Below are 13774 nucleotides of genomic sequence, written 5' to 3' on the forward strand. Positions count from 1 at the left end.
AAATATGGGAAAATTAGTCAATATAGTTCATAATCAGATGGGTCTACTTCAACTATATTGTATTCTGTGTCTTCTGAAATAGAAGGTTTTTTTCCTAGCGTTAACATTTCTAAAATATTGTATGCTTGGTCCCCTAAAGGAGCGCCATTGTTTTGCCAACGTTTATATATTTTGGCAAAATTGTTGAAGTGTGATTCTGGTAACCAATGAATAACTAATGAGATATGGGCAGGTAGCTCAGCTAAAATTTCAGTTTTCACCCAAAATTCTAATTTGTAAAGATCGGTTGTGCTATTCTCAAATAATCCTTGATTCAGTACTACACTAATTACAAATGAAAAGTGATCGGTTTTTATATATCTATCGCCGGAGAAGTGCCATTGATGATTTGATGTATTGTTTTCCTGTGGGAAATTATTTTTTTGACTTGTTGTTTCCTCAACTAATATTTGTCTATTAATACGATCAAATTCTTTTACCTTCGCTATAATTTCATTATAATAATCGATTTTCAGAGTGATTTCATCATTCTTTTCTATCATGGCTGGGAAGGAGTTTTGGTTGTTAATAGTAATCCATCGCTCATTTTCTGTTGCCTCGTTGGTGTGTCTTCTATTATCATAAACTAATTGATACTTCATATCTTCCAGCCATATTTTGCTGTTTTTCCAGTTCATAACATATTTTTCTTCCGTTATTTTATTTAATGTGTTTTTCAGATCTTTGCTGTTATCAGCGCTAAGGGTGAATCTATCTTCTCTCACTTCTGTGATCATTAGATTATTCACTGTGATTGTCTCTTGGTCTAGGTAAAATTCTAGGTCAATTAATTGATATTGCCGTAATTTGGTTTCATCATTATTTTTCCACATGATTTCTAATTTATTATTTTCAATCACCTTAAAATTAGCTTTTTGAAGATTATCGAATTTTTTATGTGGTTGTACCGGTAAGAGTTGTCGATGTTCAATGAGATAAAAAGGAAGGTTAGCTAAGTTTGGTTCTGGTTTAAAACACTCTCCGCCTAGTCCCAGTCGTGCAGCAATACGTTTCTGGAGGGCTGACACTTTATCAATACGAATATTATTACGTTGGTAGGCTAGGTTAGGTTGTTGAGCAAGATATTCGCGCTGAGTAGATAGAAAATCTTTATCTTGGGATTCTTTTAACCCTGGTTGCTGTGAGTTTGTCTGTAGGAGAGGGATTGAACATTGAGCGCCAAAATATCGCAACAGATAATCTATAATTACCAATTCTCTGGCATAGCTTTTATCATTATTGTCGATTTTCGCCCCATTATTTATCTGATTAATTAAATCAGGTTTTATGCTTTGATAAACATTTTGACCCATACTATTTTCTTTAAAAGGCCATTGAGTACCATGTACAGTATTCCCTCGTTGTTTAAAAGCTAATAATTTTGGTAACAAATCGAGCTCAGCACAGCTATTAGCCAGCATTTGTTCAAATGGCAACATAAACTGGTGTAATGGTATTTGTTGTTGGGTACTAGTTTGTAATCCATAGCAGGCGGGTAATTTATTGCTTACTGGGTAGTAATCCAGAACCTTACGATGTTTACCCCAATTCAGCAATTCAGGTTGTGTATCAATCAATGGTTCTGCAATAATCTTGTTTTCTATATCTTGTTTAGAAATCGTAACTTTAATCCCACCTTTGGCGGTAATAATGAGTGGGCTGTTTGGTGAGGTAATTAATTGTAAGGGATCATTGCCCCATAGTCTGGGGTAGTATTCTCCGGTGATTTCCCAAGACCAATTATCATTTAGTAGCTTAGAAATTTTTTTATCATGTTTATCCAATGTGAATTGGGTAATGTTCTTGATTCCTTTGATCTCCAGTAATTGGTTAACTAGGGGGCTTAGATTTAATTTTCTAGATTCAGTGTAATTTTTGATTGAAGGTAATTGGGGGATCCAACCATGACGTAAATAAGGCCCATCAAAAATTTCTTCATTACTGTAACCCATTTCTTTCATAGCTTGGGTGGTATAACGTCGTGGCTTTTCAAGCACCATTTGTTCCGCTGTTGTATAAATTTTAGCAAATATATCAGCGATATCTTTGACGTCATCATCAAGCTGAATATCAATCTTCAATGATAGATCGACGGGTTCTAGCCAAATAATTTTACTGATGGACTCTCCTAAATTGCGGTTATCTTCCAGGAAAGTCTTTAGTTTTGTCTGAGCGAGTGTATTATTGTCCTGAGTTTTCCGGCTAGGTAGCAAATAAAGCCAATAGTTTCCCCTTAGTGTTAACTTTAATCCGTCTTGATCTTCAGTGAAACTGTATTGCCGCTCTTGCTTGTTATACCAGTATGTGTAGCGTTGATTTTCAGGTTCACGAATAAGCTGTACATCGTTAAAGAGAAAATAACCATCATTTTTGTCGTTGCTATGCAAATCCAATAAAGCCCGGCGATAATCCTCTTCGGTGATGGGGCCACAGGTCAATATTTGTTGAGGGCCAAACTCCTTAGGGAAAATACCATCGCCTGGTGTCCGTTCTTCTTGTTCAGGAGTAAGAAGATCTTTCAATGGTAATGAGTGGCGGTAAGCTAAATCTGATGTACCGTAACAACAGGCTTCCAGTAAGGTGATGCCGGGATCATTTTCCCCCGTATCATTCCAGTATTGACCGGATTGTTGTTCAATAATGGTTTTTGCCTGAGCAAGTAAGGTATCAAAGGTAATATCGTCTTTAATAATGGGAAATAGCATATCTTGATTATTCATTTGTTAACTCCTTCTTTTAGGAAAGTTTTATGACCAGACTAAAATCAATACTTCATCATCGTCGGCTTCTGCATTTTTACCTGCGATATCAGTGGGTGGATCGCCTTTTTTTAAAGTCAAGTTAGTGACCCGTTCAACCCAAGGTGATTGTTGAATCGTGGCTAATAACTGGTAATAATCAATGCGATTACCTGGTGTTGCGCCAATAGCCGTATTTTCTCCCCACGGCATGTAGATTCGACTCAGTTCCTGCTGTAATTGCTGGCGGCCATAATTGGGGTTAACTCCTGAAGCAAATACCAATTCATAGTTAATCAGGATATTAACGTATTTGGGGTTCTTAATTTCAATGGTTGTCCAGGGACTGCTTAATTGATCTAACCATTCGACCATTTCAGTTAATCGGGCTTGATTTAATTCTGGGCGGAGTGAATTATCATTATCTTTGTAGCGGTTATCAGGGATGACAATTAATTGGCGCTTTTCTGGCGCGGGAATTTTGGTTAATTCATTGGTAGAAGGATATTTGATATCAAATATGCTGACAAACTGCTCTTTTAGTAAGGTGACAATATCACCCCAATTTAATGCTCGGTTACGATGGGACAGCCGGGCAGGAACTCGTTTCAGGAATGCTTGTTCGGTTTCTTTTGGGCGACCGTTCCAAGATGCCCAAGGTTGAGCTACTTCACTGATTGCATCGGATGAGTTCACCGGCTGTTTAATGCTGTTGGCTGCTAATCCATTTAGTAAGTGATCCGATTCAATGGTTTCCGCGTTAATGAGAGTAGCGGCTATAGTGTTATACAACAGACCTTTAACTTTTGGATAATTAGGCGGTTTTTCACTAGATACCGTTGGCGCCACCTCAGCTTTTAGCCAGTATTTATCTGTTGGCATTAGAGAGGTTTGATTTGAAGCATTTTGTGGTAACAACGTTCGCAAGGTTCCCCGATCAAACAGGTTGCGGGTTTGGTCGTGAACCCGTTGGGTTAATGACTGCCATGTATTGTCTTTATTAAGATAAAACCAGGATATGGAGAATACTTCAAAGCCGTCTAACTGCCAGTACAGAGATAAAGTTTGCCCCGGTAATACATCAGTAAAGCCTAAATAGAATGTATTATTGGTTAGTGACGATATATTTGCTTCTCCCCAATCTATGGTAGTAGATTGAACTTTGACATCATGGGATGTTTCGCTAAAAAGCTTAATACCGTTTTCAGGTAATTTAATATTATCTGAGTGGCTTAATATTATTGCCGATTTCCAGTCAGTGTTATCTTTCCGATACCAACGCAGATCGGTCAATTTTCCTTGATTCGCTAATAGATCGGTATCTGATGCATATTGTAACGGATTTCCGGCGCTATCTTGTCCGGCATCAAACAGGGTTCCTTTTGGGATAAGATATTCTGCATTATCTGTATTTAAGGTAATGCTTAAAGCAACGCTATCCGCTTGAGCGCTTTTTGGTTTTAGACCTAATAATTCCCGGTAATAAAGATCACGATGCCGTGCCGGGAAGGTATTGAATAATACTTTGGTTGTTTCTAACAGTTTTAAAAAAGCCAACACAAAAGCTTGATGAGCGGGTAAATAGCCATTGGCTTTATTCGCATTTTGGTAAATATCCGCTAATTTCTCAGGAGTATTTTCCTGAATAAAATAGAAGCTATCCCAGAATTGTCTCTTCTCTTGAACGAAAGGAATTTTTTTTGCGTATTCTTGTAGCCAATTTAAAATATCCAGCGTACTTCTTTCATTAAGTTTAAAATCTGTCTCTGGTACGATAGTGGCGAGTTTATTTTTTAATTCGGTGAGTCCCATATTATACCACCTGTGATTTAAATATATTACGGATAGCTTTGCGTTATTTAATAATGAGTTTTAACGGATGATTTATCCGGCATTAACGGTATGTTGGCTGGCAATAAAACGGCCTTTTCCCATACTGGGTGTTGTTATATCCAACACGCCTGACGGATTACTCGCTGGCTGTGTTGGCGTAAAACGGGCGGTAAATTGCTGCCCGACAACCATCACCGTGGCAGGGCTACGGCAAAAGTTTACCTGCTGGCTAGCATCCAATTGAGCAATAGTGACCATACCCATGCCGGGTATCGGATGGCTAGGGGTAATGTATCGTGCTTGAAGTTGTATCTTTTTTTCATCACCCACAATGGCGATCTTTTTGTCCTGGATTTGCGCGTGCCCGCTGCCTCTGATGGTTACCAGCTCCAACAAAATGGTGACTTGCCGGTTGCCGAATAATGGTTCAAATAGCAGCCTATCGCCATCAACGATCAGTTGTTTGCTCATAGATTTACCTTTGCTTGACCTTCGTTGATTTCGATAATGTTTTCAAGTTGTTGAGTGATTTCGCTGCCTCTTAGGGCATAGGTTACTTGAATATGTAGGGTATTCGGTGAGTCTGTTTTCTGAGTGACTTGAATAGCTGTAATTTCTGCTCTAGGTTCATAACGTAATACTCGCTCTTCAATGCGGGTTTGAATCTCCGACAACAATTCATCACTGATATTTTCAAACATATAATCATTTAGGCCACAGCCATAATCTTCACGCATAATCCGTTCACCGGGTTCAGTTAGAAAAAGGATTTTTATACTTTGGCGAACATTTTCGGCACCTTCAGCCATTGCTATTCCAGTCTCAAGAGAAAACTGGGGCGGAAATTTCCAGCCGCGACCATAAATATCGGCTAATATTGGGTTTGTCATTTTAATACCTCATTATTGTGTTAAGTTAATTTTCGCACCTTTAATATCGACACCGGATTTTCCTGTGGCGGATAAAGATTTTTCCGCTTGTATGTTAATTTCTTGAGCTTGAGTGATGAGATTCTGAGTTGAATTGAGCGTAATATCTTTATCCTGTTGCAGAGAGAGTTTATTTTCTCCGCTATTAAGTGCCACGGTATTTTCTTTGTTATCGAATATTAATGCCTGTTGTTTATCTCCCTGTTTAATGACTAACGTTTTCACCGGATTTTTTTCACTGGGTTCTAACGGTGGTTTATTTTTAGGATTATGCATGGAACCTAATATCACTGGAAAACGGGGATCACATTCAAAGAATCCAATAATCACTTCATCTCCCGGTTCTGGATAAAAGCAGAATCCACTTTCATGACTGGCGTAAGGTTTACCTAACCGGGCAAATAGAACACCTTGAGTGAGGTTTAATGCCGGTATTCTGACTGGAATACGGCCTAGTGATTGGCTGTCTGGTTGATATTTTTCCACGATACCAATATGTAACTCTTTCACCTGTGGCACTGGAGGTTCCATATCTGGCCGCATACCTAAGGTTAATCGGGTGCGCCAGCCTTGCTTTTGGTTAATTATCTGATTTACGCCAGTGATAATCCCTTGTCCATCCATTCCCTGACCAAAGCCGTTTAATGCCAGCACATCTCCCGGTTGATAGCGGTGATTGCCTTCGATTTCAAAACTGCCGGATATATTATGACTTCTCAGGTTATCCATGATGCCCTGAGCAAGATGTTTGGCTTGTTCATTATCCAGCGGATAGCTGTAAGCCCATTGCCACTCTTTATCAGCCAGTGCGGTGATACTGTCCACGGCCAATTTATGACTACCAAGTCGGCTATTTTGGGTATTGATTGCCTGAGAAAGTTTTTGTTGAGCAATATTCCAGGCGCGTACACTCACCGTTTTAGGGCTATGTTGGTTATTCCACTGGAGATCCGCCTCAAATAGCACAATGTCTTGATCGTCGGCATGTCGATTAAGAGTATGTACCGTTGACTGATTCAGGGCCTTAGGTGTTATCAAGGTAACTGATTCATTGCCGGGCAACAGCCAGAGGTTAGTGGCAACCAATCGGCTTTTTAGAAATGCCCAGTCATTGCAACGAAATTGCACCATTTGTTCATGAACGGCTTTAAGCTGGGGCGCCTGCTTTATCGTCGTTTGGATGCCATTCTGATTGAAGAGTTTTTTGATAATCGCTTCATCACTCTGTTTATTAAATAGCTGTGAGTGAAAGCTATGAGTTAATTTTTGCAGATGATGTTTTACTGTCAGGGTAATGATGCTGTCCTGACCTTTAAGCCCCAGTGTTTGCCGAACGATGACTCCCTTAAACAATACGGTTTTTTGCATTTGCACGATAACTTCATGGTTCGGGCGACAGCTTGCCAATTCAGCTTGCGTTTTGGTGTCAAAAATATGGCTGGCATCACCAGCGATTCCTAGAGTGATGTTGGCCGAAGGGATGCCGTTGATGTGATGGTTGGTTGTCAGGCTGATCACGGTAAATTGATTGAGTGTTTTACCATCTATCTTGATGGTTACTGAGGGTATCTTCATGCATCCCCCTTAGCTTGTAGAGTTTGTCCGGGGGTAAAGTCATCAAGATTATCCAGACCGTTTTGCCAGGCCAGCGAGAGATAATCGATACCTCCGGCCAGCGAAGCGCCAGCACCTAAGGCGATTAAGGGTAAAGAAAGCATATCGGTTACGCTCACCGCAGTGGCCGGAGGTGATTTTAACTGCCGTTCGGTGGCCTGAATAACAAAGCTCTCGTCTGCGACCAGGGATAAGGTGGCGCTGGCCCGTAATGGGGTGGCGTCTCGGTCAAACAGGGTGTAGTTGATAGCAAGTCCACTGGACCGGCAGGCAAAATAGCCTTTGTTTTCCCAACGCATTTTGCCCCATTTGATTTTAAGAAAGTGGGGCACTTTGGTGCTGGCATCAACCGCACACAGGGATTTCAGGGTTGCAAGCTGTGTTTCTATGGGTGTGTTATTGCCGGGCATTGATGCATCAAACAACAGGACTAACGATAACCCGGCGGGTTGGGATAACACATAGCGGCTGCTTTGGCTGGCACGATTAACACTTTCATCCTGTTGGTAGCGGGTTTGGTAATCAAGCTGAATGGTATCGGGGTTATACATGGCCTGTAAGCTACCCACGGAAACTTTACCTTCCCGGTCTTTGAAGGCGGAAAGGGTGAGCCTGGATAAACCACGTTCAATTAAACTCATAATCGCCTCCTGTTTCACGTAATGCCTCTAACACCTCCCGTTTCACCATCTCAATCAAACGGGCGTTATCCAGTTTTTCCTGAGCTAATGTTCGTGGGGAGTATTGATCACTCGTAGGATCAGTGACTTTAGCTTGAATAATCAGTTCTTTAATTTCTACCGTCATGCTTTTACTCCTAACCAGCGCATATCCTGATAACGTAATTCCAGAGAGCTCACCAGCACGGTGCTGCTATTAGCATCAAAGTCGCTGGTGGACCAACGAACGGGTAGTGCGTTACTGACTGTCCAGCTCGCCACCGGTAAAGTATTCTCGTTCAGTAGCATGATGACGACATCGGCATACACCGCTTTCTCTCCACGCAAAACGCGATCAAATACCAGAGTGAGTGGGGTAATGGTCATGACGCCACGCTCCAATACCAAACTGCCATGTTGGATCTTTTCGGCCAGCCAGACATTTCTGGCGTTTTCCCCGCCTTGGCTGTGTTGGGTGGTTTGCAGTTCTCGGTTCAAGCCTGATATGCGCTGAAAGGCGATATCAAGTGGACTGGGAATGTTATTAAACAGAAAACTGGCGATAAAACGGTGTGATACTGACGGGGTATATAGGTTGTGCATGTTTTTCCCCTGTGAGATTAGCTAGGTACGGTATTATTACGGATATCAAACGTCAGACTCAGCTCAATAAATTCTGCTGGAATTAACAGGGCCAGTTTGATTTTCATGATCATTTTTCCAGCCAATATATCCGCTTCACGCATTGATTCATTAACACCCAGTAACACCTCAAATGCCTGATCTTCCTGAGTGCCTCGCAATCCACCTTTTAGCCATAATTGGCGTAACCAGTTGTGGGCCTGACCTTTAAATTTCATCCAAGTAATGGCGTTATTGGGTTCAAAGACAAAGGCTCGGCCGAGTTGGGCCATGTGGGTTTCGATGTAGGAAACCAGACGGCGAAGTTGGATATAACGCCAGGGAGAAGCGGGGCCGTTATCCAGCGTGCGGCATCCCCAGATTTTAATGCCTTTGCCGGGGAAGCTGCGAACCAGATTCAACGAAGGCACTTCTTGATTAAACAGGGCTCCAGCTTCAATGAAAGAGCGTACCGGACCGATCACTTTGGCTAAAGCGACATTGGCGGGAGCAGTCCATACCCCTTTCTGATGGTCGTTACGTTGAATGACGGCAGCAACCGCAGCGGTAGGTGAAAGGACAATGTGTTTACTGCCTTCTTGGTAGCTGCTTTTTAGCCTTGGCCAGTATACGGCGCCCCATTGGCGATCACTTGAGGAAAAATCGGCCAGACAATCAGCAGCTAATGCCGGATTGTCTGGAGCATCCAATAATCCCATGATGCCGCGCCGGCTTTTGCAAAGATCGAGTATTGATTGCCACGCTTGTTGCCAAAGGGCTTTTTGAGCGTCGGTATCATTAAAACGGATGATATCGGGTGTGACAATCAGCGTAATTTCGCTTTCTGCGGAGATCGCTTGTTTTACCCACTCCTGTTGTAGAACGGTGATCAATAATTGAAAATCGGTTAGTGATTTATCATGACCTAGTGATAGTGCATAGGCTCGCTGTCCGCCATTTTCAAAGAAATGACGCACGGAGTAGTACATTAATCCTGTTTCACCAAAGAGTTGGGTAAACTCGGTCAGACTGTTTAACTTGATGGCGGTTTTATTGCTTGGGCTTTTTGGGGTATAACCGATAAAAACGGGGATACCGATAAATTCATTGTTTGGCGGCAGGGATATACGGTTTTCCGTTATCGTGACGCCCGGCTGTTTTATCTCCATTATCATCTCCTCAATGACTGAATGGGCGCGGTGTTAAACCGCGCCCCGGTACGGTTACTGTGCTACATGTTGCGAAAATTGAAGGATAATGAATTCAGCCGGACGCACTGCCGCCATACCCACTTTGACAATCATTTTCCCTTGCTGAATGTCGCTCTCGAACATGGTGATACCTTTACCGATCTGGACAAAGTAGGCTTCCTGCGGTTTATTTCCCGCTAGTGCGCCTTGTTGCCAAAGTTGATAGAGGTAGTTGTCAATGGCTGTTTGTACCCGCTTCCAGGTAGGTTGGCTATTAGGTTCAAAGACGGCGAATCGCATTGCCCGTTTAATATCTCGTTCCGCTGTATTAAATAAACGCCGTACCGGAATGTAGCGCCAGTTGTCCGTTTGATCTAATGTTCGGGCTCCCCAAATCAGTGTGCCTTTGCCGGTAAAGTGACGGATAGCATTAATACCTGCGTTATTCATGGTGCCTTGGGCGGCATCGGTAATCGCTACAGCAGGTTTGGCATTATTCAGTGCTACATTAGCGGGGGCTTTCCAGACGCCACGACTGGCATCAGTTGCAGCATAAACACCCGCGACGGCAGCGCTTGGGGGCAAGGTCATTTTAGTGGTTTTTAATTTGTCATCGACGGTTTGTTTAACTTTAGCGTATTCATCTAAAGAAGCAGTTTTTAGTTCGGCTAGTGTAGTAGCACCGGTATAACCGCTTAGCGTAATATGGGCATCTACCGGTCGGCTATAAGTAAAAGAGGTCACCAAATCAGGGTAATAGACTGCGGTTTTATCCGGTTGGGTAGTGGGTTTATTTTCTCCATCCGTGCTATCAGCAATCAAGAAGTAACCTACTTTGTGTTGCAATAAGGAGTTTACCGCAGCGTAGACCTGCTGTTTTAATGTTGCATCCGTTTCAGGGCAGACCAGTAAGGTAATCTCCTGTTGTTTTTCAATCAGCTCTGGCAGCGTTGCTAATTCTGCTTCGGTATTTTGTCTTGTTTCTACCAATGGCAACAGATAACAGACGCCACCGCCGTTGTTAAAATAGTGTTGTATTGCAAAGGCATTCACAGAAGTAGCTGTGACAGTGGCAGCATAAGTATAGGTTTTTTGGGAACCATCACCTTCACTTGTAGCCGTCACTGATACGGTCGGTGAAAGTGAAAACTGTGAGATAAAATCCAACCAACTGGTAATTTTAATACAGCTTCCCTTTGCGGGTTGGCTGCCGTCTTTTTTAAAAAACTTACCAATAAAGACGGGAATGGCGGTTGGACTATTGCTAATCGATAGCGATAGTGAAGCGTCTTCTTCAATATAAACGCCGGGATGGGTTGTTATTGTCATATATTGCCTCCAATTATTTGGCGGTATTTTGCATGAACTGTAGCATGAGGAATTCAGCCGTTATTTTGGCGTTTTAAGCTGCCTGAATCATTACTCTATCCGCAGTCAGTTTTATTTCTTGAACCGCGATATCATTGCTGGTGGCATCAAAAGAAGGGGAGGTTAATGAAGTTGGGAACGCATTTGCTACGTTCCAGCTCATTAAAATTTCGGTGCCGGCTTCATTGGTTAGGCTAATTGAAACATCTTTTTTCTCAACTTGATTAAGCTGAATGGAATTAAGCCAATCAAAAAGTTTCGTATCCCCAGGGAATACCCCTTTACGCAGCGTAATATTGATCAATTGACGTTGGCCAGGCATTTTATAGTGATGACCAATACCATCTTTATATTCTATTACATCATAGCTGATATCGAGCCCGGAAACGCTGTTGAAAGGGATTTGTTCATCACCAACGGAAACGACAAATCGATAAGTTGGTATTGGATAATCAACCGCAATTTGTTCTGTAGTTACAGACATAACTTATTTCCTTAATTTGTTATTTATAGGGTAGGTCAATGCGGTTATCGCTATCACCTTCATCTTTCAAGCTGCTGCTTTGTTGGCTGCTTTCACTCACCCCAGTCACATAGTTATCTATGCTCCTGGGGATTCGTTCACTTGCCGCCTCGCTGCAACTCGAAATCTATTAGGTATATATTTCTCTTGGCATTTAGCGATGGACAATGGCTACCGCACTAACCTGTTTTGCCTTGGTTACTATTTATATAGGAACTTTTTACATAGGAACGTTATTCGGTGAATTTCAGATCACATTAATGATCACGGTAAATTATAATCAATGTTTGTTAGTTTTAAATATCAATTATTAATATAAGAAATTATTTTGTATAAAAATAATTTACAATGAAATTGTTTTAGATTCATATTGTTATATTTTTTTAGCCAAGCATGAATAAATATTGTGTTATAACTTTTGATATGAAGATAATGATGCTTTGTTAATGAAACCATTTATTAACAAGTGGTTATGTCTTATTTTTGAATTTAATCCAGCAAGGCATTTAGTTTTAATAATGGGAAGAACAGGAAATGAGTATCTTGTTATCTGTTGTTACTCAGCTATGATTTATATCGTTTTGGTTTTATGGATAAAGTTATATTTGATTTGATAGTTAAATATCTCTAAAGGAATATTACCTTATGAATTATAAATACTTACTCACCATTTCAACAGTAGTGTCGTTTTCCATTTTTACTATGCCAGCATTGAGTCATTCTGATCGTTCTCTTCCCGCGACTACGATAACTAAACAAGTTAATGCTGAAATGGCATCTACTTTACCTTTCAACGATAAATCTGATTTTGATGATGCTAAACGGGGTTTTATCGCTAAACCAGATTCTCTGATTATTCGTGATGCTAACGGTAAGGTTATATTGGATCTAGACCAGTATCGTCAGTTTATTACCGATAAAACGCCGGCTCCAGATACCGTTAATCCGAGTTTGTGGCGTAATGCCCAACTTAATATGGAATATGGGCTCTATAAAGTGAGTGATCACATTTATCAAGTGCGCGGTTATGACATATGTGACTGCTCCCCGCCGTAAAGTAAACGGCGAGGCTTCCCACTTCTCAGGCCGCCACCGTCGATATGACGGATTTACGCTGGCCTCCATGGGCAGAGGCGACGAGTCCCGCCGCCTGTAACTCCATTATGCCCTTACGCTGGATATTGATTGCCGCGTTTACATCGCGATCATGTTCAACATGGCAGGCAGGACATTGCCAGATCCGCTTATGCAGCGGCATTTCCGGCACTTTGTGACCGCAGCAATGGCAGGTTTTCGAGCTGGCGAACCACTGATCCAGTTTGACCAGATGAACGCCCGCCGCTGCGGCTTTGTATTCCAGTTTCTTGATGAAGCCATGCCAGCCTGCATCCCCGATAGCGCGGGCAAGGTGGTGATTTTTCATCATGTTGCCCGATTTCAGCGTCTCAACAATGACTGCTTGGTTTTCGTCAACCATTGTCCGGGAGAGTTTGTGTTGAAAATCGGCGCGGGCATGGGCTATCCGCTCATGGACTGCCGCCAGACGTAAGCGTGCCTTGAGGCGGTTAGCGCTGCCCTTTTGTTTGCGGGATAGCGATTTTTGCTTACGGCGCAGGTTACGGGTGGCATTGATAAGGTGACGAGGGTTATTCACCTTCTCCCCGTTCGACTGGATAAGATAGTGGGATAAACCCATATCACACCCTGTCACGCGGGTGATAAAGCCTGGCTTTTCCGGCAAATCCCTGCCATCGTCACACAGAATAGCGGCGAAATATTTTCCCGTGGCTGTTCGGGATAGCGTTATGCTCTTAACTTGCCCTTCCATTTCTCGGTGTAGGTGCGCCTTTATCGGTGACAATTTCGGGATCTTCACTGCGCCATCCAGTACTTTCACCCCAACGCAGTGATAGCTGGATTGCCGGCCCTGTTTGCGTTTGAACGTGGGAAATTGAGATCGCAACTTCGGATTGAAAAAATTATCAAACGCGGTATGCAGATTGATCACCGCCTGCTGTAACGCGATGGCGTCATATGCCTTGAGCCAGGCGTACTTGCGTGATTTCTTCGCGACCGCCAGTAGCGGTTTGAGGTCTTTGCGCGGATTTAAATTCACGCCGTGACGTTGGTAAGCCTGCTTTTTGATGTACAGCGCCTTGTTGTACGCAAAACGGACCGCACCGAACTGGCCATTAAGATATTTGGCCTGTTCTGGCGTGGGATAAATGCGTACCTTTGTGGCTCTTAACATATTCAGCGC

General features: G+C 42.4%; 13 protein-coding genes. 1 reads left to right on the top strand and 12 read right to left on the bottom strand.

Features of this window, described 5'->3' with window-relative positions; translation table 11 throughout:
• Positions 1-17: 17 nt before the first annotated feature.
• From D3222_RS15455 to D3222_RS15505, 11 genes are all read right to left on the bottom strand, one after another.
• Positions 18-2759 (bottom strand): hypothetical protein, encoded by a 2742-nt coding sequence (locus tag D3222_RS15455; RefSeq protein ID WP_118986949.1) that lies wholly within the window; start codon positions 2757-2759, stop codon positions 18-20.
• A 27-nt stretch (positions 2760-2786) separates the two neighbouring features.
• Positions 2787-4589: a hypothetical protein gene (locus D3222_RS15460; protein ID WP_118986950.1), complete on the bottom strand. Its 1803-nt coding sequence runs from the start codon at positions 4587-4589 to the stop codon at positions 2787-2789.
• Positions 4590-4661: 72 nt separating this feature from the next.
• Positions 4662-5081: a hypothetical protein gene (locus tag D3222_RS15465; RefSeq protein ID WP_118986951.1), complete on the bottom strand. Its 420-nt coding sequence runs from the start codon at positions 5079-5081 to the stop codon at positions 4662-4664.
• Entirely contained in the window at positions 5078-5500 is a 423-nt protein-coding gene (locus D3222_RS15470) for a GPW/gp25 family protein (RefSeq protein ID WP_118986952.1), read from the bottom strand. Before D3222_RS15470 ends, D3222_RS15465 begins: the two co-directional genes overlap by 4 nt.
• Positions 5501-5512: 12 nt before the next feature.
• The gene (locus D3222_RS15475) at positions 5513-7114 is read right to left on the bottom strand and encodes a phage baseplate assembly protein V (RefSeq protein WP_118986953.1); all 1602 of its coding nucleotides are present in this window, start codon (positions 7112-7114) and stop codon (positions 5513-5515) included.
• Positions 7111-7794 (bottom strand): CIS tube protein, encoded by a 684-nt coding sequence (locus D3222_RS15480; RefSeq protein ID WP_118986954.1) that lies wholly within the window; start codon positions 7792-7794, stop codon positions 7111-7113. The genes D3222_RS15475 and D3222_RS15480 overlap by 4 nt, the downstream gene beginning before the upstream one ends.
• On the bottom strand, positions 7781-7960 hold the full coding sequence (locus D3222_RS15485; protein ID WP_118986955.1) for a DUF5908 family protein: 180 nt from the start codon (positions 7958-7960) through the stop codon (positions 7781-7783). Before D3222_RS15485 ends, D3222_RS15480 begins: the two co-directional genes overlap by 14 nt.
• Positions 7957-8415, bottom strand: a complete 459-nt coding sequence (locus tag D3222_RS15490; RefSeq protein ID WP_118986956.1) for a phage tail protein — start codon at positions 8413-8415, stop codon at positions 7957-7959. The genes D3222_RS15485 and D3222_RS15490 overlap by 4 nt, the downstream gene beginning before the upstream one ends.
• Positions 8416-8432: 17 nt before the next feature.
• Positions 8433-9602 carry a phage tail sheath family protein gene (locus D3222_RS15495; protein WP_118986957.1) on the bottom strand — a complete coding sequence of 390 codons (1170 nt, stop codon included), beginning with the start codon at positions 9600-9602 and terminating at the stop codon, positions 8433-8435.
• Between the two features lie 54 nt (positions 9603-9656).
• Positions 9657-10952 carry a phage tail sheath family protein gene (locus tag D3222_RS15500; RefSeq protein WP_118986958.1) on the bottom strand — a complete coding sequence of 432 codons (1296 nt, stop codon included), beginning with the start codon at positions 10950-10952 and terminating at the stop codon, positions 9657-9659.
• A 73-nt stretch (positions 10953-11025) separates the two neighbouring features.
• On the bottom strand, positions 11026-11475 hold the full coding sequence (locus D3222_RS15505; protein ID WP_118986959.1) for a phage tail protein: 450 nt from the start codon (positions 11473-11475) through the stop codon (positions 11026-11028).
• Positions 11476-12159: 684 nt separating this feature from the next.
• Between D3222_RS15505 and D3222_RS25565 the strand changes: the two genes are divergently transcribed.
• Entirely contained in the window at positions 12160-12570 is a 411-nt protein-coding gene (locus tag D3222_RS25565) for a hypothetical protein (protein WP_198672830.1), read from the top strand.
• 25 nt (positions 12571-12595) lie between these two features.
• On the opposite strand, the gene D3222_RS15515 is transcribed toward D3222_RS25565, so the two are convergent.
• On the bottom strand, positions 12596-13765 hold the full coding sequence (locus tag D3222_RS15515) for an RNA-guided endonuclease InsQ/TnpB family protein (protein ID WP_118986960.1): 1170 nt from the start codon (positions 13763-13765) through the stop codon (positions 12596-12598).
• Positions 13766-13774 lie beyond the last annotated feature (9 nt).

Origin of the sequence: Photorhabdus sp. CRCIA-P01 (genome assembly GCF_003545805.1) — a bacterium.
GTDB lineage: Bacteria > Pseudomonadota > Gammaproteobacteria > Enterobacterales > Enterobacteriaceae > Photorhabdus > Photorhabdus antumapuensis.

Coding starts and splice junctions, on each gene's coding strand:
- D3222_RS15515 (WP_118986960.1), bottom strand. CDS start 13,765: ATGTTAAGAGCCACAAAGGTACGCATTTATCCCACGCCAGAACAGGCC.
- D3222_RS15495 (WP_118986957.1), bottom strand. CDS start 9,602: ATGGAGATAAAACAGCCGGGCGTCACGATAACGGAAAACCGTATATCC.
- D3222_RS25565 (WP_198672830.1), top strand. CDS start 12,160: ATGAATTATAAATACTTACTCACCATTTCAACAGTAGTGTCGTTTTCC.
- D3222_RS15465 (WP_118986951.1), bottom strand. CDS start 5,081: ATGAGCAAACAACTGATCGTTGATGGCGATAGGCTGCTATTTGAACCA.
- D3222_RS15460 (WP_118986950.1), bottom strand. CDS start 4,589: ATGGGACTCACCGAATTAAAAAATAAACTCGCCACTATCGTACCAGAG.
- D3222_RS15485 (WP_118986955.1), bottom strand. CDS start 7,960: ATGACGGTAGAAATTAAAGAACTGATTATTCAAGCTAAAGTCACTGAT.
- D3222_RS15470 (WP_118986952.1), bottom strand. CDS start 5,500: ATGACAAACCCAATATTAGCCGATATTTATGGTCGCGGCTGGAAATTT.
- D3222_RS15490 (WP_118986956.1), bottom strand. CDS start 8,415: ATGCACAACCTATATACCCCGTCAGTATCACACCGTTTTATCGCCAGT.
- D3222_RS15480 (WP_118986954.1), bottom strand. CDS start 7,794: ATGAGTTTAATTGAACGTGGTTTATCCAGGCTCACCCTTTCCGCCTTC.
- D3222_RS15505 (WP_118986959.1), bottom strand. CDS start 11,475: ATGTCTGTAACTACAGAACAAATTGCGGTTGATTATCCAATACCAACT.
- D3222_RS15455 (WP_118986949.1), bottom strand. CDS start 2,759: ATGAATAATCAAGATATGCTATTTCCCATTATTAAAGACGATATTACC.
- D3222_RS15500 (WP_118986958.1), bottom strand. CDS start 10,952: ATGACAATAACAACCCATCCCGGCGTTTATATTGAAGAAGACGCTTCA.
- D3222_RS15475 (WP_118986953.1), bottom strand. CDS start 7,114: ATGAAGATACCCTCAGTAACCATCAAGATAGATGGTAAAACACTCAAT.